Consider the following 20811-nt stretch of genomic DNA (forward strand, 5'->3'; position numbering starts at 1 on the left):
TAAAAAGTTGGCATCTATTTTAAGCAATGGTAGCGTGCAAACAACGAACATTTTTTGAGTGATTTATATGCGTTTGGTATTAACGTTAATGGTGGTGTTGCTTAGCTTTTCAAGTGTAGCTAAGCCACTTTCGTATTATTTTGAACAAGATGTAAAATTTGACCCTTCAATTCCTACTCCTGAGCAAGTACTCGGTTACGAAGTAGGAGAGTGGCACGTGAGACATGATCAGCTCGTACGTTATATGGAAATACTTGCTGATAAAAGCGACCGTATAAATTTTGAAGTGATTGGCCGCACACATGAACAACGCCCCCTTGTCATGCTAACAATTACAGCAGCTGATAAGTTATCAAGCATAGAGCAGACACGCCAAGCTCACTTAGCACGCTTAAGTAACGATGGATCAGATGCTAATTCTACAAAACAGCCTGCCGTTGTATGGATGGGATACAGTGTGCATGGTAATGAGTCATCAGGTAGTAACTCATCTTTGCTGGTGGCGTATTACTTAGCTGCTGCACAAGGCGCTGAAATAGATGAGTTATTAAATAACACGGTTATTTTACTCGACCCTTCGCTTAATCCTGACGGACTTGCTCGTTTTGCTAATTGGGCAAACAGTAACCGAGGTATGAACTTATCAAGCGACCCTAAAACCCGTGAACATGTTGAAAGCTGGCCAAGTAGTCGTACCAATCATTACTGGTTTGATTTAAATCGTGACTGGTTATTACTACAACATCCTGAATCGCGCGCGCGTATTGCTAAATTTCATCAGTGGAAACCAAATGTCTTAACCGATTTTCATGAAATGGGACCAAACAGCAGTTACTTTTTTCAGCCAGGTATCCCTAGTCGTAAACACCCAATAACACCGGATGAAAATGTAACGTTAACTAAAGCGATTGCTAACTATCACGCAAAAACGTTAGATGAAAACAACGCACTGTACTTTACCGAAGAAAGCTTTGACGACTTCTATTACGGTAAAGGCTCAACTTATCCCGACGTAAATGGTGGTGTAGGTATTTTATTTGAGCAAGCAAGTTCTCGCGGGCATATCCAAGACACTATAAATGGACCTTTGAGCTTTCCCTTTACTATTAAAAATCAACTATTAACGAGTTTATCTACCTTTAAAGCCGCTGTTGATAACCGCCAAGCATTACTTGATTACCAAGCTAAGTTTTATAATCAAGCTACTGATTTAGCCAGTGATGAAAGCTTTGAAGGTTATGTAATTGAGGGCGTGGATGACAACACTCGTATTAAAGATTTTTTAGGGTTGTTGAAACAGCATCAAATAGATGCTTTTTCGCTTACTAAATCACTCAAGGCAAATGGCAACAACTATACAACCAATAGTTACTTTGTGCCCTTAGCCCAGCCACAGTACCGCCTAATAAAAGCTATTTTTAGCGAGCAAAAAAACTTTGCTGATAACACCTTTTATGACGTATCTGGCTGGACTTTAGCGCATGCGTTTAACTTACCTTTTGCAAAAGTAAAAAGCAGTTGGGGTTTAGAGGTTGCAAGTACACCGTGGCAAAAAGCGGTAAAACCTTCTTTTGCTTCACTTGAGCAAGGCTATGCGTTTGGCTTTTCGTGGGATGATTACCTAGCACCTAAAATGCTAAACAGCCTTTTAAAGCAAGGTATTAAAGCGCGTGTAGCGCTAAGCCCATTAACAGCCAAATCAAACTCAAGTGAAGTAAGCTTTGATGCTGGTAGTATTATTGTGCCAGCAGGCTTACAAACGAATAATGATTGGGTTGGAATATTAAATAAAGCACAAAACGAGTTTGGAATTGCAATCAAGCCTATTAACTCAGGTCTTACAAGCAAAGGAGCCGATTTAGGGTCTCGTACAATGGCGGTTGTTAGCGAGCCAAAAGTATTATTGGTAGGTGGTAAAGGCGTAAGCCAGTACGAAGCTGGGGAAGTATGGTATTACCTCGATCGCTTTGTAGGTGTTGCGCCAACAATTGTTGAAATGGAGCGTTTAAACTCTATTGAACTCAGTAATTACAGCCATATAGTACTTGCTCATGGTAACTACAATAGCTTATCTGATACCGACAAAGTGGCTATAAAAAGCTGGGTAAGAAAAGGCGGCGTTATTTGGGGTCACAAAGGCGGTGCTAAATTTTTAGCTGATCAGCAATTACTTAAAGCAAGCTATCTATCACGCCAAGATGTAGCAAGTGCATTTAAAACAAAAGGTTTAAGCTACGCCGATAAGGACCATTTAGCAGGACGTCAACGCATTGCAGGTGCTATTTTTAATACTAATGTAGATTTAACTCATCCGCTTACATTTTCACTTAAGCGCAATACATTGCCCGTATTCAAAAACAGTACTTGGTTGCTAGAAGTTTCCGATGCGCCATTCGTAAATGTACTTACCTACACTAAAAACCCATTATTGGCAGGTTTTACTGATGCCGTTAATGTTGATCAAGTTGCTGGTGGTGCTGGCTTAATTGCGCACTCATATGGACGAGGCACTGTGATTGGTATGACTGACGACCCTGTATTTAGGGGTTACTGGTATGGGACTAGTCGACTACTAAGCAATGCGTTATTTTTTGGTCATACGTTTCGTGCAAATGGCGAATAATACCAATTCGCTTAATTAAGTAATCTATTTTGAGGATGGAAAAACGCGTTGATAGCTAGGCAAAAAATTCGCTATTTAGTTGTTCTCGGCAATTTCTTCTGCATTGCTCTACCTTCTGCATCCATGCAGTCGTAAATGAGAATTTTTTAACACAGGTAGCGACACGTTTAGCCCCGCAAAATGATTAAGTATTATTGCGGATTGGTTTAATACTTTTTAATAATTAAATAGGCGTTAAGCAAGTTGTAAAAGCCCACACTTGTTTAGCGCCTGCTTGTTTTAGTGCACTAGTAGCTGCGTTTAATGTTGCCCCTGTCGTCATCACATCATCAACAATAGCGACTGTTTTACCGGCCATGTCTTGTGTACAAATAAAGGCATTTTTTAAGTTTCTTATACGCTTTGCTTTGGATAGCTCCGACTGAGCTTGTGTTTTTTTATCGCGAATAAGAACATTACTTAGTGGGGCGTAATTAGCTAAACAGGGTTGCCAAACTTGGCTTACCTGATTAAATCCACGAGTAATAAAGCGGCTTTTATGAAGAGGTAAAATAATAAAGGTATCTGGCAAGTTAGGGCTTTGCTCAAAAAACTGCGTTAACTGTTTTTGTATAATTTGCTGCAATGCCTTTTTATAATGAATTTGATTATTAAATTTTAGCCTTTTAAGCCAATGCTCAAAGGGAGGCTGATAAAAAGCGCATGCAAATAATTTATCAAACTCGCAATTAGGAAACATCTCAATAATATCAGGTCGATGCAATAAACTCGTATGCTTACTAAAATCAAACAATGGTAAATCTTCAAGGCAATAATCACATAGCCCTAAAGAGGTCGCAATCGAGTTTTGACACTGCACGCAATAAGAGGGAAATAACCAATTTAAAACGGCTTGTTTCACAGACTCGCTCCTTGCATTGCAATCGCCTTTCTAAACGTTATGATGAGCCTAAGTTTGGTAAAGGTTAGGCAAATATGCAAAATGAGTTAGTGTTATTACATGGTTGGGGAATGAATCAGGGCGTATGGCAGTTAGTACAGCCAGAACTTGAGTTTTTATATTCAGGAAATGTACGTAGCCATGACCTACCTGGGTTTGGTAATAGCGATGTGTGCCCAAGCCCTTATACTTTGCATGATGCAGCAGAAATTTTGAGTAAGCAATTAAAGCCGAAGAGCATTTTAATGGGATGGTCGTTAGGTGGATTATTTGCACTTTATATTGCGAAGCATTGGCCTGAAAAGGTATCTAAAGTTATTTTAATAGCATCGACTCCTTTTTTTGCAGAGGCAGATAATTGGCCTGGAATAAAAGCGAATGTATTGGCGCAGTTTAAAGAGCAGTTAGTTAATCATCGAGAAAAAACAATAGAGCGCTTTTTAGCTATTCAAGCAATGGGTAGCGAGTCGGCGCGTGATGATATAAAGCAGCTTAAACAATTGCTAAATCAGTACAGCGCACCCCAAAGCGATGCCCTGAGTGCTGGTTTAGATATTTTACAAAACGACGATTTACGTGACTTATTTACTCATTGCCCAGTCCCTATTAGAGGAGTATTTGGCCGGCTTGATGCTTTAGTACCTTATAAAGCTATTAGCAAAATGTCAGCACTAAATACTGAGTTTGAATATGAAGTACTAGATAAAGCATCCCATGCACCATTTATTTCTCATAAAAGTGAGTTTTTATCTGTCGTTAAATCAATGCTTTAAAATAGAGCTAAGAATAGCGCTGTTTAAAGCTTTATTTTGAGCAGAACCTGAGCGATAATTAAACAATGTTTATTTGGTGGAGGTTTTAATATGCCAATCGGATCAGTATTTAATAGTGGTATAGAAGGGTTTAACCGAGCTAGCCAAGGTATTGAAAAAGCCAGTGCTGAGATTAACCGTGCCAGTATAGAACAACAAGATGACGCGCAATTAGCGCAGCAACGTCAGCTTACGGCAGCACGCCCTGAAGAGGCGATTACTGCACCAGTAGCACAACCAGCTCGTGTTGATGAAGCGCTTGTTAACTTAAAAGTTGAAGAATTTAATGCCAAGGCAAACACGCAATCAATTCAAACGGCCGATGATGTACTTGGCACGTTAATCGATATTAAAGTTTAGTATTATGAATATTGTCACGCCATTTCCGTCTATCAATATAAACACCGCAAATGTTTATACGGAAACCGCACGGCGTGACAACCAACTACGCGAAGTTATTCCGGCTCCCGCATCTAGTAGCGCAAGTAATACAGAAACCAAAGCGCAAAGTGATGCTGAAAAAGCAAAATTGCCAGGCAGTAGCGATGGTGCGACGTATAACGCAACGGGAAAAATAGCAGACGAAAAGTCAGTTCAGCAGCGCGATGGAAACTCAGAAAATCCTGAGGGCACTGAGCAAGAAAGTGAAGCAATCGAGAAAAAAGAATCTGAGCAAGAAGAGCTGCAATTAGAACAAGAACAACAACAAATTACAGAGCTAAAAGCACGGGATACTGAAGTACGAATACACGAACAAGCACACGCTTCTGTAGGCGGGCAATATGCTGGCTCGCCAAGCTATGAATACCAACGTGGCCCAGATGGTACTAACTACGCAGTTGGCGGAGAAGTACAAATAGATGTATCAGAGATTCCGGGTGACCCGCAAGCGACTATAGACAAAATGCAAACAGTACGCGCTGCCGCATTAGCGCCTGCAGAGCCTTCAGGAGCTGATCGCTCTATTGCCGCAGATGCTACGCAAAAGCTAGCAGCGGCTCAAGCTGAGCTTGCACAACCTGAAAAAGAAGACGACGAAGACGCAAAAAGTAAACTTGAAGCATCATTCTCTAGCGATGAAAGCAGCGATACAAAAACAGCTAAAAGTGACGAGCAAACACGTGATGCCGATGTTGAGGTACGGGCGGGGCGTATTGCTAATTTTTACCAAATGGCTACATCGCCAGCGAGCCAAAGTAGTTTTTCAGCGTTAAGTTAATAATTTAGCAAAACATAACCACAAAAAAACCGCTTACGCGGTTTTTTCGTTTTAGCTTAGTTGTACAAGTATTATTTTTTTACTTTAGCATTAGCGAACGCATCGGCAAATGCATTGCCCATTAACGCATTACCGTTGTCACGTTTAGGCTTTGCAGCGCGAGGTTGCGAATTATTAGCACGTGCTTGTGGCTTTTGCGTAGCTGGAGCTGCTGACTTATTACTTGTGTCAATATCGTCATCTAAGCGCATAGTAAAGCTTATGCGTTTACGTGCAGCGTCTACTTCAACAACTTTAACCTTTACAATATCACCAGCTTTAACAACTTCACGCGGATCTGATATAAATTTATTCGTGATTGCTGAAATATGCACTAAACCATCTTGGTGAACACCTACATCAACAAACGCACCAAAATTAGCAACGTTTGAAACCACGCCTTCTAAAATCATACCTGGTTTTAGGTCACTAATTTTTTCAACACCGGCTTTAAACTCAGCTGTTTTAAATTCAGGTCGAGGATCTCGACCTGGTTTATCAAGCTCAGTGATAATGTCGGTAACGGTTGGTAAGCCAAACTTTTCGTCAGTGTAATCGTTAGCAGCAAGTTTAGTTAAAAAGTCGCTGTTACCAATTAGGTTACTGACATCTACGCTATTGCGTTCACAAATGCGTTTAACAACAGGATAAGCTTCAGGGTGAACTGATGAGTTATCTAGTGGATCGCTACCATTGTTAATACGTAAAAAACCAGCCGCTTGTTCAAATGCTTTTGGCCCTAAACGCTCAACCTTTTTAAGCTCACTACGTTTAGTAAATGTGCCGTTAGCATCGCGATAATTAACGATATTTTGCGCTAATGTTTTGTTTAAACCAGATACGCGTGTAAGTAACGGTACCGAGGCCATGTTTAAATCTACGCCTACTGAGTTTACACAGTCTTCAACTACTGAAATAAGGCTCTGGCCTAACTGGCTTTGTGATACATCATGTTGGTATTGGCCAACACCAATTGATTTTGGCTCAATTTTAACAAGTTCAGCAAGAGGATCTTGAAGGCGGCGTGCAATAGAGACAGCCCCTCGTATAGAAACATCTAAATCTGGAAATTCATTAGCTGCAAATTCAGAAGCTGAGTAAACCGATGCACCCGCTTCGCTAACCATAATTTTACTAAGCTTAAGTTCGCTGTTTGCTTTGATAAGCTCAGCAACCAACTTATCTGATTCGCGTGATGCAGTACCGTTACCAATCGCAATTAGCTCAACTTTATGCTGACGGCAAAGTTGCTCTAACGTACGCACTGATTTATCCCAATGATTTTGTGGTGCATGAGGGAAAATAGTTTGTGTAGCTAGTAATTTACCTGTGCTATCAACAACGGCAATCTTACAGCCAGTACGAAGGCCTGGATCAAGACCTAAAGTAGTACGAGGGCCTGCAGGTGCAGCCATTAATAAATCTTTTAAGTTTTTAGCAAATACATCTATTGCACCGGCTTCTGCTTTTTCGCGCATTGCTGCAAAAAACTCATTCTCTAGGTGTAACCCTAGCTTAACTTTCCACGCCCATTGAACAACGTTTAATAACCAAGGACTTGCCGCTTTATATTTAATATCTAAACGGTAATGCTCAGCAATCATGTTTGCACATAATTGTGCTGAATTTTCTGCACTAGGCTCTGGGTTTATATTTAACTGAAGTACACCTTCATTTCGAGCTCTAAGCATTGCAAGCGCACGGTGAGAAGGTACTTTTTTAAGAAGTTCTTGATGCTCAAAGTAATCACGGTATTTTGCACCGGCTTGCTCTTGGCCTTTAATCACAGTACTTTCAATTGCGCCATTTTGGCTAATGTGGCTTCTAAATTTAGCAAGTAATTTTGCGTCTTCAGCAAAGCGTTCCATTAAGATGAATTTAGCGCCTTCAAGTACCGCTTTTGTATCTGCAAAACCTTTTTCAGCACTTACAAACTGTTCCGCTTGTTGCTCTGGGTCAAGGTTAGCATCTTTAAATAGTGCATCTGCAAGAGGCTCTAAACCAGCTTCAATTGCTATTTGGCCTTTAGTGCGGCGCTTAGCTTTATATGGTAGGTATAAATCTTCAAGTTCTGTTTTACTTTGTGCATTGGTTATATCGGCACTTAGCTCTGGCGTTAATTTATTTTGCGATTCGATTGTCGATAAAATAAAACTACGGCGCTCTTCTAGTTCACGTAAATACGATAAACGCTGCTCTAAAAGGCGTAATTGGGTGTCGTCTAGGCCGCCTGTAACTTCTTTTCTGTAGCGGGCAATAAAAGGAACAGTTGCGCCTTCATCAAGTAACTTTGTTGCAGCAACAACCTGTTGCTGCTGTGCGTTTAACTCACCGGCTAAACGTGCAGAGATATCGCTCATGCAAAAACCTTTTTATACAATAAAATAAGACCAGAAGCGTGTTACTGGCGCTGTTAATTGCTTGAATAATATCACAGGAGGTAGTAATGAAAAGCTCTTAAAGCAAGCTATTTTACTTGCTTTAAGATGGTTGGGTCGGGAGCAAATCAATTCAACTAAAAGAGCGCCCTAGTGAGGGTGCTCAATGTTTTCTAATACCTCACTGAAAGAGTGAGCAATAGGTGAGATATGTACAGGAATATGTAATGTTTTAGCTATTTGGCGAGCTGAAATTAAACCACAAATTTCGTTACTCGCTGTTGTAACTAATAAAAACATTGTGCCCTGATGCTCCATCGTTTGCAGCGCATCACCAATGCATGCGTAGCTTAAGCTTTGCATACTTACACCTGTAAGGCGGCTAACTGGTGTCATAATGTCACGTAAGCTTACTTCGCTTCGTTGCATATTTAAGCGCTCTGCAATAATAGTAATTTTAGAGCTTTGTAAATCGGCGCTAGAAACTAGGCCAATTAATTTTTGGTGTTCGTCTGTTACTAAAACAAAGTCAGATTGTTGTGCACTTACTTGTTTAAGTGCCTCTGTAATCGTTGTTCCATGCTCTGCACGAATAGGTGTTTTTTGAGTAAAGTTATTCACCATTTTTAGCGCTGGAGAAGATAAATCGATTAATGGTTGATCATCTGCAAATGTGCTAGCAATAACGCCATGAGAAATATTTTGGGTACGTAATTCTTTAAAGTTAGACATAGTAGTCACCTTAGTAGTTATAAAATTTAATTAAGTTGTAAAATAATGAATTAAATTAAATAGCTAGGTGGTCCGCGTTGGTATGCAGTGCTAAAAGGTCTGTTTAGATTAGTGCTCTTATAAAAAGAATCTACGACATTAGGAAGTGGTTGAGGCGACCTAAAGGTAATAGTGTTAACGTGAGAGTCCACGTCAAAATCGAGGTTTGCTTGGTCAGGAATATCACAAGTAATAAAGTGATTAGATAGTTTAGCGTTATCAAGGTTTACGTCAGTGTTGCTGGCATGCAGCGTCAAACTTACACTCATTAAAAGTGCAAACAATACGGCATTACTAAATATGCGCTGTACTATGTTTGACATAATCACGACCTTAATTAACTGCTTTCAAATTAAACAAATCAACTTGAATAATTCAGTTATAGCTTATTGCTTTAATTTACACAATCAAAAGTTAACATGATCTGAATCAAAACTTTTTATTTCTTTTTTTGGTAATCGATACTGTTTACATACCACTGCTTTTTTCCCTGAGGAGTGGTCACTTCAAATTCGTCGTCCACTTGTTTTTTAATCAACGCACGCGCCATAGGTGAGTCTATTGATATGTAATCTTTACGGTCGTAAATTTCATCAGGACCTACAATTCTGAACTTTTTAACTTCACCTTCTTCGTTTTCAATTTCAACCCATGCACCAAAAAATACTTTTCCATCTTGCACCGGAGAGTAGTCAATAATTTTTAAATCTGGTATGCGTTTGCGTAAGTAGCGTACTCGGCGGTCAATTTGGCGCAGCAATCGCTTGTTATATTGATAGTCTGCGTTCTCAGAGCGATCTCCGAGGCTGGCTGCCCAGCTAACTATTTTTGTTACTTCTGGGCGTTTTACGTTCCATAGTTGATCGTGTTCTTGTTGTAATTGCAAGTAACCTTCGCGGGTAACTAAATTTGTTTTCATGGCCAATTCTTTATTAACTCTAATGGTGTGCACGTTATTAAATTTGCCAAAATTTGTCGAGCGTAAAATTTAATAAAGTACGAGTAAGGAAGCTTTGAAATGTTCAGTAACAATCTAAGCAAGTAATTAGTTTTTGATTATTAAGTTTTTCATTTATATTAACTAGTAATTGGATATAAAAATAAGAAAGAGATTATGGGACACGAGACCACAAAAGTATTAGTTGTTGATGACGATATGCGCTTACGCAGTTTGCTTGAACGTTACTTAGTAGAGCAAGGCTTTATTGTTAGAACCGCAGGAAACTCGGAGCAAATGGATAGACTCCTAGAGCGTGAAAACTTTCACTTAATGGTTCTCGATTTAATGCTTCCAGGCGAAGATGGCTTATCTATTTGCCGCCGACTACGCCAAAAAGAAAATGAAATTCCTATTGTTATGCTTACTGCAAAGGGCGACGAAGTAGACCGTATTATTGGTCTTGAACTTGGCGCTGACGATTACATTCCAAAACCATTTAATCCACGTGAGCTACTTGCTCGCATAAAAGCAATTTTACGCCGCCGCGCAAAAGAAGTGCCAGGTGCTCCAGCTGCTGAAGAAAACTTAATCGCTTTTGGTAAATTTACGCTTAATTTAGCAACGCGCGAAATGAGTGAAGGGGATAAAACAATATCGCTTACCAGTGGTGAGTTTGCAGTGCTTAAAGCGCTTGTTTCGCATCCGCGTGAGCCACTTAGCCGCGATAAGCTAATGAACTTGGCGCGTGGCCGCGATTACAGTGCGCTTGAGCGAAGTATTGATGTGCAAGTGTCGCGACTTCGCCGCATGATTGAAGTAGATGCTGCTAATCCTCGATATATTCAAACCGTTTGGGGTTTGGGGTATGTGTTTGTTCCCGACGGTGAAAAGTAATATTTATGGGCATGTTTCCGCGCAGTGCTTTTGGGCAAACTGTTTTTTTAGTGGCGGCTTTGTTGCTAATAAATCAAATAGTGTCTTATGTTACGGTTAGTTTTTATGTTGTAAAACCAACTATTGAGCAAGTTAACTTGATGCTTGCTAAGCAAATTAAAACGGTATTTATTGACTGGGAAGATGGCGTTGAAATAAACGACGAAGTATCTGCGAAGTTTTTTGAAATTACCGGCATTGAAGTAATGACGCAGCGCGAAGCAATGCGTCAAGGACTTGGGCAAAGCCGCGAATATTCTATGCTATCGCGTAGCATGACTGAGCAACTTGGTGGTTATTCTCGTGTACGTATTAGCCAAACTGATCCATTGATTTATTGGGTTGAAGCACCGCAAGCGCCAGGTTATTGGGTAAAAGTACCGCTTAAAGGTTTTAAAGAGAATAACTTAGAGTTTTTAACTTTTTACTTATCAAGTATTGGCTTTTTAAGTGTGCTGGGTGGGTGGTTGTTTGCAAGGCACCTTAATAGGCCATTAAAAGCACTGCAACAAGCTGCAGTAAAAGTAGGTAAAGGCGATTTTTCTACCAAATTAGAAGAAGAAGGCTCAACAGAAGTAATAGAAGTAACGCGCGCGTTTAATCAAATGTCGCGCGGAATTGCCGCACTTGAAAACGACCGCCGTTTACTAATGGCTGGTGTATCGCATGATTTACGTACGCCGCTTACGCGTATCCGTTTAGCCACCGAAATGATGGTTGATGAAGATGACTATCTTCGTGAAGGTATTATTTACGATATAGAAGATATGAACGGAATTATCGATCAGTTTATTGAGTATTTACGCCACCATAAACGTGAAGAACTAAGTTGCGAAGATATAAATGCTTTAGTTGCCGAGGTTGTTAATTCTGAGCTTCAGCATCAACGTACTATTACGTTTAAAAGTAATCCAAATATAGGCAATATACCCTTAAGCTCTGTGGCTATTAAACGTGTAATTACCAACATGATTGGTAATGCGCTGCGTTATTCTGAGGGCGATGTTGAAGTACTTAGTTACTTTAATTCAAACAAAAAATATGTAGTTATCGCTGTAAACGATAGTGGTCCTGGGATCCCTGAAAACGAATTAGAGTCTGTGTTTGAGCCCTTTAAGCAAGGCGATACTGCACGTGGCAGTGAAGGTAGTGGCTTAGGCCTTGCCATTATTAAACGCATTGTTGATATGCACGACGGTAAAGTAAAACTAGAAAACCGCCCAGAAGGCGGTTTAAGTGCACAAGTATATTTGCCAATCAAGGTATCAACTCCTGCACAATAAATGCAGGGGTTTTATTGTATTAAAGTGCTTTAAAACGAATAGCTGTACCGCCACTAGTGGCTAATTTAAGCGTTAGTTTATCGCTTGCAGTTACAACACGTTTTTCGATAGCTAGATCGTACGGATTGTTTTTCCACTCTGCGTTTTTACCATCTTTATAAATTTGTGCTTCAAACTTTTTGCTTTGCTCTAAAAAGTCGAGTTTCACCTCAATTGTTCTGGCTTTCTCGTCAGTAACAGCACCTAGGTACCAATCGTTTCCTGAGTATTTAGTGCTTTTACGTTCTTTACGGGCAAATACAATAAAGTCGCCTACTTCGCCATCAAGGGCAATACTTTGCTGCCAATCTGTTGGTACGTCTTGAATAAATTGAAATGCGTCGGGCTTAGCCAAATAGTTTTTAGGTAAGTCGGCAGCCATTTGAATTGGGCTATACAACACAACATAAAGTGCAAGTTGTTTGGCAAGTGTAGTTTGTGGGCGGTTTGTATCGCCTCCTAAACCATTAAAGCTCATATCAAAAATACCTGGCGTAAAGTCCATAGGGCCAGAGAGCATGCGGGTAAAGGCAAGCATTGGTACGTGTTCTGGTGGGTTAGGAGGCGAACCCCATGCATTATATTCTTGCCCGCGTGCACCTTCGCGCGCGATCCAGTTTGGGTAAGTACGGCGCAGGCCTGTATCTTTAATTGGCTCGTGCGTATTGATGCTAATTTTATGTTTAGCCGCAAGCTTTACGTTATGAAGGTATTCGTTAACCATAAATTGGCCGTCATGCCATGCATGGCGCGCAATACCGTTTTTGTCTATACGTTTTATATTTCCGCCATCGGCTACATAACCTGTTTTTACTTGGCTGACGTTTGATTTTTCGTAAAGTGTAAAGGCATCTTCCATTTGGTCTCGGTAGTTGCTTACATTGCCTGATGTTTCGTGATGGCCAATGAGCTGTACGCCTTTTTCTTTGCCGTATTGAGTCAGCGCTGCTATATCAAAATCATCGTACGGTTTGGTAAAGTTAAATACATCGCCATTAAAGTACCAATCGCCATCCCAGCCAATATTCCAGCCTTCAACGAGTACGCCATCAAAACCATACTGCGCTGCAAAATCCATATAGTATTTTGTGGTTTTCGTAGTGGCGCCGTGTTTTTTACCGCTACCCCAAGTTTGCGTGTTTATATGCATACCCCACCAAATACCGACGTATTTGCCAGGTTTAACCCACGACACGTCACCGAGTTTATTAGGCTCGTTTAAATTTAGTATTATATCTGAATTAACTAGGCCAACAGCGCTGTCGGCTATTTGAATGGTGCGCCATGGTGTTTTAAAAGCGCCTTGCTTTTTAACGGCAATACCATCTGACCAAGGGGTTAAGTCTGCTGTAAATGTGCCTGGACGGCGCTGATTAAGCACCATACCCGCATAATCAACAAGAGCGGCTTCATGAATACTAATATGAGTACCGTCACTTGTTTTAAACGTAAATGGTGTGTGAGCTAGTGGAGCTTCGTTAAGTGGAGTAGTGTTGTAAACATATTCGTAGCGGTTCCAGCCACGAGCAGGTATCCACCATGCTGTTGCATCATGGCTATTGTTTATTGCAAACTCAGTCAGCTCTTTGGTTATTTCTGTATGTTCGAAGCCGGTTTGTTGTGGCACTTCGTATCTAAAACCTACACCACTATCAAATGCTTTAAATCGAATAGTGTAGGTACCTTTATTTGGCTCGTTTTTTGTAAAGGTAACGGCTACTTCGTTATATTCGTCAACAACGTTTTGGCGTTCGCCCCAAGGTTGTTGCCACTGCGAGTTAACGCTTTGTTGTTCAATGCTTTTAATTTTAAAACCGTCGCTAAAGGCCGCTTGTGTTTTAAATTCAAACCCCAGTAAAGATTTGTTTATAACCGCTTTGTTTTTAAATTTTATTGCGTAGCTTGGCGTGTTGTTTTCGTCAGAGATGCTTACTGTTATTTGTGTGTCTGGCGATTTTAGCTCTACAGTTTGTCCGTAGCTATTACTAGCAAAGGCTAAAAGCACAAGTGCAGGGATTCTCATGGTGTGTCCTTAGATGAGTCGGTGGTGACATTTAAGGATAATGACTGTTGATGATTAATACGACTGCCTACATACGTATTCAATGTTTTAAAAAATAGAAAGAATTTGGTGGCTTAATCGGTCTATAATGTAAACAAATTGATAATAGCGACAAGAAAATGATAAAAAGCTTACTTTGTGTATTTTTACTAAGTGCTAGTACTGGAGTTTTTGCAGCAAATATTACAATTAAAAATGCTAATAATGGCCCATTACCTAATGCTGTTGTGTGGCTAACTGCAGGAGATTCCTCTAACGTTATTCCTCCAGAAGCACCTTATGCGATGACCCAGCAAAATCGAGAATTTAAGCCGCGTATTTTAGTTGTCCCACAAAATGCAAAGGTAGAGTTTCCGAATGCGGACTCAATCATGCATCATGTTTATTCATTTTCTAAAGCTAAAACATTTGAATTAAAGCTATATAAGGAGCACCCAAAAGCGCCCATTACTTTTGATCAAACAGGGGTTGTTGAGCTTGGCTGTAATATTCATGATTGGATGTTAGGTTATATTGTGGTGGTCGATAGTACTATTTTTGCAATCACTGATGAAAATGGTCATGTTGATTTAAATGCCAATGTAGGCGAATACACGTTAAGTGTTTGGCATTCTGGGTTTAGTGATATTAGTAAGGTTGAATCTCAAACTATTACTGTGGCTACTAACCCGATCACTTATAAAGTAAAGCAGGAAATTGCGGAGCAAATTGACTTTGCTACGGATGAATTTGATGACTATTAATCGTTTAACGAGGCTGATATTTTTAGCCGGTGCTTTATGTTTTAGTAATGCATTGTATGCACAAGTAAAAGGCTTGATACAAATTAGAGCCGTGCAGGGTGACGATACACGTAGCTTCCAAGAGGGCGGCCTTGGGCTATATCGGCACGATACTAAAAGCGACGAACTTATTTTATCCCAAGGTATTTTAGATTTTAATGTTGATTTAGCATCTAGTTGGTCGGCTCATGGGGTGTTAAATGCGAATCAAGATCCTGACGTTGGCCTTGGTTTTACGCAAGCTTATATAAAGTATCAGCCGCTATCTAACAGCAACTATAAATGGCATGTGCGTGTAGGGGGCTTTTATCCACTTATGTCGCTTGAAAACCCTGATATAGGATGGACTTCTCCTTATAACTATACAAACTCAGCTATTAATAGCTGGATAGGCGAGGAAGTACGCACTGTTGGCGCAGAGGTAACTATTAAGCGCCCAGCAAAACGTTTTAACAGCGCTCATAGCTTTAGTTTTGTAGGTGCTACATTTAAAGGCAATGACCCTGCCGGTACTTTACTTGCTTGGCGTGGTTTTGCATTACACGATAGGCAAACTACATTTAACGAAAGTGTTAAATTTGCGCCTGTAGCGGCATTAAATACGTATGAATTACGCTGGCAAGCTAATCAGGTTTTACCGTTTGAAGAAGTAGACGGACGTTTTGGCTATTACGCTGGCGTACACTGGGATTACTTAAAAAAATCACAATTTCGAATTTATTATTACAACAATAACGGTGACCCAACCACACTTAATATTAGTACAGGGCAGTATGCTTGGGATACTCGCTTTACAAGCGCCGCTTGGCTTTATAAGTTTAATAATAAAACCCGCTTTATAGCACAGGTACTTAATGGTAAAACCGAAATGGGCGCTAATGCTTTAATAGATAATGCCTTTTACAGCCATTATTTAATGTTAAGCCATAAAGAAGGCAAGCATCGAGTTTCTGTACGCTACGATTACTTTAAAGTGACAGATAACGACACCACTGCGTTTGATCCTAATGCAAGCAATGGGGAAGGTTTAACCGCAACATGGCGCTACCAGCTCACTAATAAACTACAAATAGGGGTTGAAGGTTCTGCACTTAAAAGTGTTGCAAAAAATAGAGAGCCAATTGGATTTAATGAACGAATCTCGCAGCAGCAAATAATGCTAAACGCTCAATGGCGATTTTAGGTTTTATAAACTAGATTTATTATCAAAAAGGTAGGTATTAAATATGTTTTTTTTTGGAGTAATTAATGAATTTGAATAGTATCCGCGTCAAAGTCTCTTTTCCTATTGTTATTTTAGGTATTGCTATCTTGTCGTTAATTATTGGGTATTCATACTTAATTAACTTACAAAAAAATGCATTAGATGTGCAATCCGATAAATTTATTAAGGCTGTGTCTCTTGCTTTGAGTGCCGACAGGGATTTGTATCAAGCAAAGGTTGCTGAGTTAAATTTAGTCGCACATAACGACAATAAAGAAGCTTATTTGCAAGAGCATAAAGAAAATGCTGAGCAAGTAACGCAAAGGTCAGAGCAGTACTTAACTTTGTTATCGGATTATCCAAAAGCTATAAATGGGCTTCGCGGTTTTGATGGTGCTTATAATACTTGGTTAAACGCTTCACTGGCCTATATGAATGATAAAACAAATCTAAAAAAACAGTCTCAATCAGAAAAAGCATTTGACGAATTAAGAGCTACGCTTGATCAAGCTGGTGAATTAGCAGAGCAAACATCGGTTGAAGAAGTTCAAAAACTATCAGACACAATTGCTTCAACTAAGTTAACTATGCTTATTTTTGTCATATTAATTTTATTAGTGGCGTGTTGGTTTAGTTACCTTATTCCTAAGCAATTAACACAGCAAATTAACTATGTAACTTCTCGTATTAACGATATAGCCTCTGGTGATGGCGATTTAACTGGCAGGATCGTTATAACGTCTAAAGATGAATTTTCTGAACTTGCAACGCAGTTCAATCGTTTTCTCGACAACTTACAGCAATTAATTCGCGATATTTTAGAGCAATCAAAAGAGCTAAGTGAATTAGGAGGTGAGTTAAGTCAGGTTGCAAATAAAAACAATGCTGTAAATCAAACGCTCAGCCAAGCCTCTGAGTCAATAGTAAGTGCAGTGCATGAGATGAGTGTAGCAAGTAGAGAAGTTGCAGGTGTTGCTCAGCAATCATCAACAGAAGCTGATAAATCGTTAAATTTAGCTCAGCAAGGACTAACAGCGGTTGCGCACTCTAGTTCTCGTATTATTTCTTTGTCGCAAAATATGGAGCAAGCTATGGCGCGCTCTACAGAACTACAACAAAGTTCTGATAACATTGCCAAAGTACTTGAGGTTATTCGTGCAATTGCAGAGCAAACAAATCTGCTGGCGCTTAATGCTGCTATTGAAGCCGCGCGAGCTGGTGAATATGGCAGAGGTTTTGCTGTGGTAGCAGATGAAGTAAGAACATTGGCTACACGCACGCAAGTAAGCACAAACGATATTCAAAAAATGATAGAGCAATTTGCAACGAGCGTAGAACAATCAATTAAAGCGATAGATGAAGGTAAGCAATTTGCAGATGATGCGGTTGGCTCGTTTAGTCAAACTAATGATGTGCTTAATGCAATGCAAAGCTCGTCTACTAAAGTAAATGATATGGCGATGCAAACAGCGCAAGCGACTGAAGAGCAGACAACGGTTGCAGATGAAATAAGTCAAAACCTATCATCATTAAACGATCAAACTTTAGAAGGGGGGGCGCTTGCTCGAACTACTGAGGATGTATCTAAAAAAATGGAACAATTGACTGATGAGCTAAATCACTTAGTACATCGATTTAAAGTTTAAATAAGCTGATTATTTGGTTAGATAGCTCTTTAAGGTTTTAAAATATAACTGTACTTATGTTGTTTGTTAGCTCGAGTTCAGTTTGAATAGTCATTATAAATATAAAAAGGGACTTTAAAAGTCCCTTTTTTAATGCAATTTTAACCTTGAGAAGTCAACAAAGCCTAAAGTGAATTAGTATTATTTTTTATCAAAAGCGCGTTTCATGTAGTTAGGTGTAGCGAGTGCACCATGATGAATACCGCTGTTGTAGTATTCGCTATGCTCGGCTATTTGTGCTGCGCCGTCTTCTCTAAAACCGTCAAATGCTTGTGATTTACGTGCAAGTGTTACCGACCATAAACCGCTTGGGTAAATTGGTTGCGGGAATGGCAGTGTTTGTAAATCGTTAAAGCCTACGCTTAGCATTGCTTCGCGCATTTCAACTAATAATGGCATATGCATAAGAGGTGATTCGCTTTGTTGCACTAAAATACCACCTGGGCGCAGTGCATCTAAACAGCTTGTGTAAAACGCATGATTAAATAAACCTTCACCTGGACCCACCGGATCGGTGCCATCAACAATAACCACGTCGATAGATTCGCCAGCGGCTTCGCGCATGTATTTAATACCGTCGTCAAACATAACCGTTGCACGGGCGTCGTTGTTAGATTCACAAAGCTCTGGGAAGTATTTTAACGACATTTGCGTTACTACTTCGTCTATATCTATTTGCGTTACAGTTTCTACGCCTGGGTGTTTTAATACTTCGCGTAAAGTACCGCAGTCGCCGCCGCCAATAATAACGACGTTTTTAGGGTTTGGGTGCGCTAAAAGTGCAGGGTGGCTGATCATCTCATGATAAAAGAAGTTTTCGCGGGTTGTTACCATAGTACACCCGTCGATGATCATTAAATTACCAAAGTCTGTGGTTTCAAACATTTCTACCTTTTGAAAAGGAGACTGTTTTTCATCTAACTTTTTATTAATACGTAATGAAAATGCGCTGCCATCGCGGTCGCTAATTTCAGTAAACCACTTACTTTGATCTAAATTTGCCATAGTTACTATTACACTTTTTTAGGTTGAGTATGAAAAAGGGGCAATTCTGCCAGTGCTTGGCGTTTTGCTCAATGACATTTTAACTGATTTGACGAATAAAGTTAGTTAGGAGTGAGTGAAAGTTCAATTTTTGTTAGCCTAGTGGATAGTGACGTATTAAAATGCGCCTTTATACCTAATTGACTAAAGAAGAGTTGCCATGACCTGGGGTTTAGAAACAGCACGCGCCACTTATAACGTTGCTCATTGGAGTGATGGTTATTTTGATATTAACGCACAAGGCGAACTGGTGGCTTACCCAGATGGCGACCAAACAAAACCGGCCATTTCTTTAACGCAATTAACTGAGCAGTTTAAGCAACAAGGTTTAACGTTGCCGGTTTTAGTACGCTTTACTGATATTTTAAAAAATCGTGTAGACACACTTACTAACGCGTTTACACAAGCGCGAGCAAATCGTGAATATAACGGAAAATACACCTGTGTTTACCCAATAAAAGTAAATCAGCAACGTTCTGTAGTAAGTAAGCTATTAGCGCATCCAAGCGGGCTTGTTGGCCTAGAAGCAGGCTCAAAGCCAGAACTTATGGCTATTTTGGGCGTAGCAAAAGAGCCAATTACTATTGTGTGTAACGGCTATAAAGACAGTGAGTTTTTACGCTTAGCATGTATTGGTCAAGCAATGGGCCACAGCGTAAAAATTGTGGTAGAGAAGCTTTCAGAACTAACCACACTACTTGAAGAAATAGACAACCTAGGCATAGAACCTGCTATTGGTATTCGTATTCGCCTAAATTCAGTAGGCAAAGGCAAGTGGCAAAACACGGGCGGCGAAAAAGGCAAGTTTGGTTTAACGGCAGGCCAAGTACTAAGTGCTGTTGAAGTGCTTAAAAAGCATAATAAGCTGCACTTAATGCAAATGGTGCATTTTCATATTGGTTCTCAAATTGCCAACATTCGTGATATTCACCGTGCTTTGCGTGAATGCGCACGCCACTTTGCTGAGCTTACACAATTAAACGTACCGTTAAATACCGTTGATGTGGGTGGCGGCTTAGGCGTTGATTACGAGGGCTCTGGCTCACGCAGTGCGTGTTCAATGAATTACACCGTAGAAGAGTACGCGCGTAATGTAGTGAATGCATTTGCAGAGGTGTGCGATCAGCATAACCTTACGCATCCGGCCATTATCACCGAATCGGGGCGCGCTTTAACCGCTCACCATGCGGTATTAATTACCGATGTAATTGACGTAGAAAAAGCGCCCAATCATTTAAATCCAGAGCCACCGCTTGAAAATAGCGCGTTAGTGCTTGATGAAATGTGGCAGTGTTTACAGCGTTTAAACCCGCGTATGGCACTTGAGATTTATCACGACGCTATGCACTTATTTAGCGAAGCGCACGATCAGTACGTGCATGGCTTAGTAAGCATGCTAGAGTGGGCGAAAATAGAGCAGCTTTACTTTACTATTTTACATCGTGTACGTGCATCGCTTAGTAATAATGCGCGCGCGCACCGTGAAGTCCTCGACGATTTAAACGAAAAGCTTGCCGATAAACTCTTTGTTAACTTTTCATTATTTCAGTCATTGCCTGATGTATGGGGTATTCAGCAGTTGTTTCCGGTTATGCCAATCGAAAACTTAACTCAACCATTGACTCAGCGCGCGATTATTCAAGATATTACCTGTGACTCTGACGGGCAAATCCGCGAATACGTTGAAGGCGCTGGTATCGAAACCAGCCTACCAATACCAGAGTATAAACACGGCGAGCAATACCATATTGCAATGTTTATGGTGGGTGCATATCAAGAAATTTTAGGCGATTTACATAACCTATTTGGTGACACTGATTCAGTGCATGTAGAGCTTAACGATGAAGGTTATGTGTTAACCAATGCTATAAAAGGTGATAGCGTTAAGGATGTATTAAAGTTTGTTGACTATGATAGCGCCATTTTAGCTGACAACTTTGCGTACCAAGTTAATAAACTTGATGTATCAGCGCAGTGCAAAGAAGGTTACTTAGCTGAGCTTAATGCAGGCCTTGAAGGCTATACCTATTTTGAAGATTAATTTGTAAGCAACTGAA

The 20811-nt window shown here is 40.2% G+C and carries 17 protein-coding genes; 10 read left to right on the forward strand and 7 right to left on the reverse strand.

The window, feature by feature from the left end; translation table 11 throughout:
- Positions 1-67: 67 nt before the first annotated feature.
- Entirely contained in the window at positions 68-2623 is a 2556-nt protein-coding gene (locus H5159_RS14045) for a M14 family zinc carboxypeptidase (RefSeq protein WP_182780471.1), read from the forward strand.
- A 223-nt stretch (positions 2624-2846) separates the two neighbouring features.
- On the opposite strand, the gene H5159_RS14050 is transcribed toward H5159_RS14045, so the two are convergent.
- The gene (locus tag H5159_RS14050; RefSeq protein ID WP_182694083.1) at positions 2847-3524 is read right to left on the reverse strand and encodes a ComF family protein; all 678 of its coding nucleotides are present in this window, start codon (positions 3522-3524) and stop codon (positions 2847-2849) included.
- A 74-nt stretch (positions 3525-3598) separates the two neighbouring features.
- On the opposite strand from H5159_RS14050, the gene bioH reads away from it, so the two are divergent.
- The 3 genes from bioH (at position 3599) to H5159_RS14065 (ending at position 5594) form a co-directional block, all read left to right on the forward strand.
- Positions 3599-4336 (forward strand): pimeloyl-ACP methyl ester esterase BioH, encoded by a 738-nt coding sequence (gene bioH, locus H5159_RS14055; protein WP_182694084.1) that lies wholly within the window; start codon positions 3599-3601, stop codon positions 4334-4336.
- 90 nt (positions 4337-4426) lie between these two features.
- Positions 4427-4735 carry a hypothetical protein gene (locus tag H5159_RS14060; protein WP_002959563.1) on the forward strand — a complete coding sequence of 103 codons (309 nt, stop codon included), beginning with the start codon at positions 4427-4429 and terminating at the stop codon, positions 4733-4735.
- Positions 4736-4739: 4 nt separating this feature from the next.
- On the forward strand, positions 4740-5594 hold the full coding sequence (locus H5159_RS14065) for a putative metalloprotease CJM1_0395 family protein (RefSeq protein WP_182780472.1): 855 nt from the start codon (positions 4740-4742) through the stop codon (positions 5592-5594).
- Positions 5595-5665: 71 nt separating this feature from the next.
- On the opposite strand, the gene H5159_RS14070 is transcribed toward H5159_RS14065, so the two are convergent.
- The 4 genes from H5159_RS14070 to greB all read right to left on the reverse strand — a co-directional run bounded on the left by H5159_RS14070 (position 5666) and on the right by greB (position 9701).
- Positions 5666-7993 (reverse strand): Tex family protein, encoded by a 2328-nt coding sequence (locus tag H5159_RS14070; protein ID WP_154904138.1) that lies wholly within the window; start codon positions 7991-7993, stop codon positions 5666-5668.
- A 168-nt stretch (positions 7994-8161) separates the two neighbouring features.
- Positions 8162-8743, reverse strand: a complete 582-nt coding sequence (locus H5159_RS14075) for a CBS domain-containing protein (protein WP_182694446.1) — start codon at positions 8741-8743, stop codon at positions 8162-8164.
- A gap of 50 nt (positions 8744-8793) precedes the next feature.
- On the reverse strand, positions 8794-9105 hold the full coding sequence (locus H5159_RS14080) for a hypothetical protein (protein WP_033020846.1): 312 nt from the start codon (positions 9103-9105) through the stop codon (positions 8794-8796).
- Positions 9106-9221: 116 nt separating this feature from the next.
- The gene (gene greB / locus H5159_RS14085; protein WP_002959554.1) at positions 9222-9701 is read right to left on the reverse strand and encodes a transcription elongation factor GreB; all 480 of its coding nucleotides are present in this window, start codon (positions 9699-9701) and stop codon (positions 9222-9224) included.
- Between the two features lie 195 nt (positions 9702-9896).
- On the opposite strand from greB, the gene ompR reads away from it, so the two are divergent.
- Both ompR and envZ read left to right on the forward strand, forming a co-directional pair.
- On the forward strand, positions 9897-10616 hold the full coding sequence (ompR, locus tag H5159_RS14090; RefSeq protein ID WP_002959552.1) for a two-component system response regulator OmpR: 720 nt from the start codon (positions 9897-9899) through the stop codon (positions 10614-10616).
- Between the two features lie 5 nt (positions 10617-10621).
- Entirely contained in the window at positions 10622-11938 is a 1317-nt protein-coding gene (gene envZ, locus H5159_RS14095; protein ID WP_182780473.1) for a two-component system sensor histidine kinase EnvZ, read from the forward strand.
- A 19-nt stretch (positions 11939-11957) separates the two neighbouring features.
- Here the strand turns inward: envZ and H5159_RS14100 are convergent, their stop codons facing one another.
- A complete protein-coding gene (locus tag H5159_RS14100) occupies positions 11958-14000 on the reverse strand; it encodes a glycoside hydrolase family 97 protein (protein ID WP_182780474.1) in 2043 nt (680 codons plus the stop codon).
- 158 nt (positions 14001-14158) lie between these two features.
- Between H5159_RS14100 and H5159_RS14105 the strand changes: the two genes are divergently transcribed.
- The 3 genes from H5159_RS14105 to H5159_RS14115 all read left to right on the forward strand — a co-directional run bounded on the left by H5159_RS14105 (position 14159) and on the right by H5159_RS14115 (position 17671).
- A complete protein-coding gene (locus H5159_RS14105; protein WP_182693754.1) occupies positions 14159-14782 on the forward strand; it encodes a methylamine utilization protein in 624 nt (207 codons plus the stop codon).
- Positions 14772-16004: a hypothetical protein gene (locus H5159_RS14110; protein WP_104641785.1), complete on the forward strand. Its 1233-nt coding sequence runs from the start codon at positions 14772-14774 to the stop codon at positions 16002-16004. The genes H5159_RS14105 and H5159_RS14110 overlap by 11 nt, the downstream gene beginning before the upstream one ends.
- A 65-nt stretch (positions 16005-16069) precedes the next feature.
- A complete protein-coding gene (locus H5159_RS14115) occupies positions 16070-17671 on the forward strand; it encodes a methyl-accepting chemotaxis protein (RefSeq protein WP_182780475.1) in 1602 nt (533 codons plus the stop codon).
- Positions 17672-17851: 180 nt separating this feature from the next.
- On the opposite strand, the gene speE is transcribed toward H5159_RS14115, so the two are convergent.
- Positions 17852-18715 (reverse strand): polyamine aminopropyltransferase, encoded by an 864-nt coding sequence (speE, locus tag H5159_RS14120; RefSeq protein WP_010554937.1) that lies wholly within the window; start codon positions 18713-18715, stop codon positions 17852-17854.
- Positions 18716-18914: 199 nt separating this feature from the next.
- Between speE and speA the strand changes: the two genes are divergently transcribed.
- Positions 18915-20795: a biosynthetic arginine decarboxylase gene (gene speA / locus H5159_RS14125; RefSeq protein ID WP_002959544.1), complete on the forward strand. Its 1881-nt coding sequence runs from the start codon at positions 18915-18917 to the stop codon at positions 20793-20795.
- Positions 20796-20811: the final 16 nt, after the last annotated feature.

The organism is Pseudoalteromonas sp. SG43-1, assembly GCF_014164415.1.
Classification (GTDB): domain Bacteria; phylum Pseudomonadota; class Gammaproteobacteria; order Enterobacterales; family Alteromonadaceae; genus Pseudoalteromonas; species Pseudoalteromonas distincta.

Excerpts from the sequence above, each read along its gene's own strand:
- H5159_RS14060 (WP_002959563.1), top strand. The coding sequence starts at position 4,427 with ATGCCAATCGGATCAGTATTTAATAGTGGTATAGAAGGGTTTAACCGA.
- H5159_RS14115 (WP_182780475.1), top strand. The coding sequence starts at position 16,070 with ATGAATTTGAATAGTATCCGCGTCAAAGTCTCTTTTCCTATTGTTATT.
- H5159_RS14105 (WP_182693754.1), top strand. The coding sequence starts at position 14,159 with ATGATAAAAAGCTTACTTTGTGTATTTTTACTAAGTGCTAGTACTGGA.
- H5159_RS14045 (WP_182780471.1), top strand. The coding sequence starts at position 68 with ATGCGTTTGGTATTAACGTTAATGGTGGTGTTGCTTAGCTTTTCAAGT.
- envZ (WP_182780473.1), top strand. The coding sequence starts at position 10,622 with ATGGGCATGTTTCCGCGCAGTGCTTTTGGGCAAACTGTTTTTTTAGTG.
- H5159_RS14070 (WP_154904138.1), bottom strand. The coding sequence starts at position 7,993 with ATGAGCGATATCTCTGCACGTTTAGCCGGTGAGTTAAACGCACAGCAG.
- H5159_RS14065 (WP_182780472.1), top strand. The coding sequence starts at position 4,740 with ATGAATATTGTCACGCCATTTCCGTCTATCAATATAAACACCGCAAAT.
- speE (WP_010554937.1), bottom strand. The coding sequence starts at position 18,715 with ATGGCAAATTTAGATCAAAGTAAGTGGTTTACTGAAATTAGCGACCGC.
- bioH (WP_182694084.1), top strand. The coding sequence starts at position 3,599 with ATGCAAAATGAGTTAGTGTTATTACATGGTTGGGGAATGAATCAGGGC.
- greB (WP_002959554.1), bottom strand. The coding sequence starts at position 9,701 with ATGAAAACAAATTTAGTTACCCGCGAAGGTTACTTGCAATTACAACAA.
- H5159_RS14080 (WP_033020846.1), bottom strand. The coding sequence starts at position 9,105 with ATGTCAAACATAGTACAGCGCATATTTAGTAATGCCGTATTGTTTGCA.
- speA (WP_002959544.1), top strand. The coding sequence starts at position 18,915 with ATGACCTGGGGTTTAGAAACAGCACGCGCCACTTATAACGTTGCTCAT.
- H5159_RS14110 (WP_104641785.1), top strand. The coding sequence starts at position 14,772 with ATGACTATTAATCGTTTAACGAGGCTGATATTTTTAGCCGGTGCTTTA.
- H5159_RS14075 (WP_182694446.1), bottom strand. The coding sequence starts at position 8,743 with ATGTCTAACTTTAAAGAATTACGTACCCAAAATATTTCTCATGGCGTT.
- ompR (WP_002959552.1), top strand. The coding sequence starts at position 9,897 with ATGGGACACGAGACCACAAAAGTATTAGTTGTTGATGACGATATGCGC.
- H5159_RS14100 (WP_182780474.1), bottom strand. The coding sequence starts at position 14,000 with ATGAGAATCCCTGCACTTGTGCTTTTAGCCTTTGCTAGTAATAGCTAC.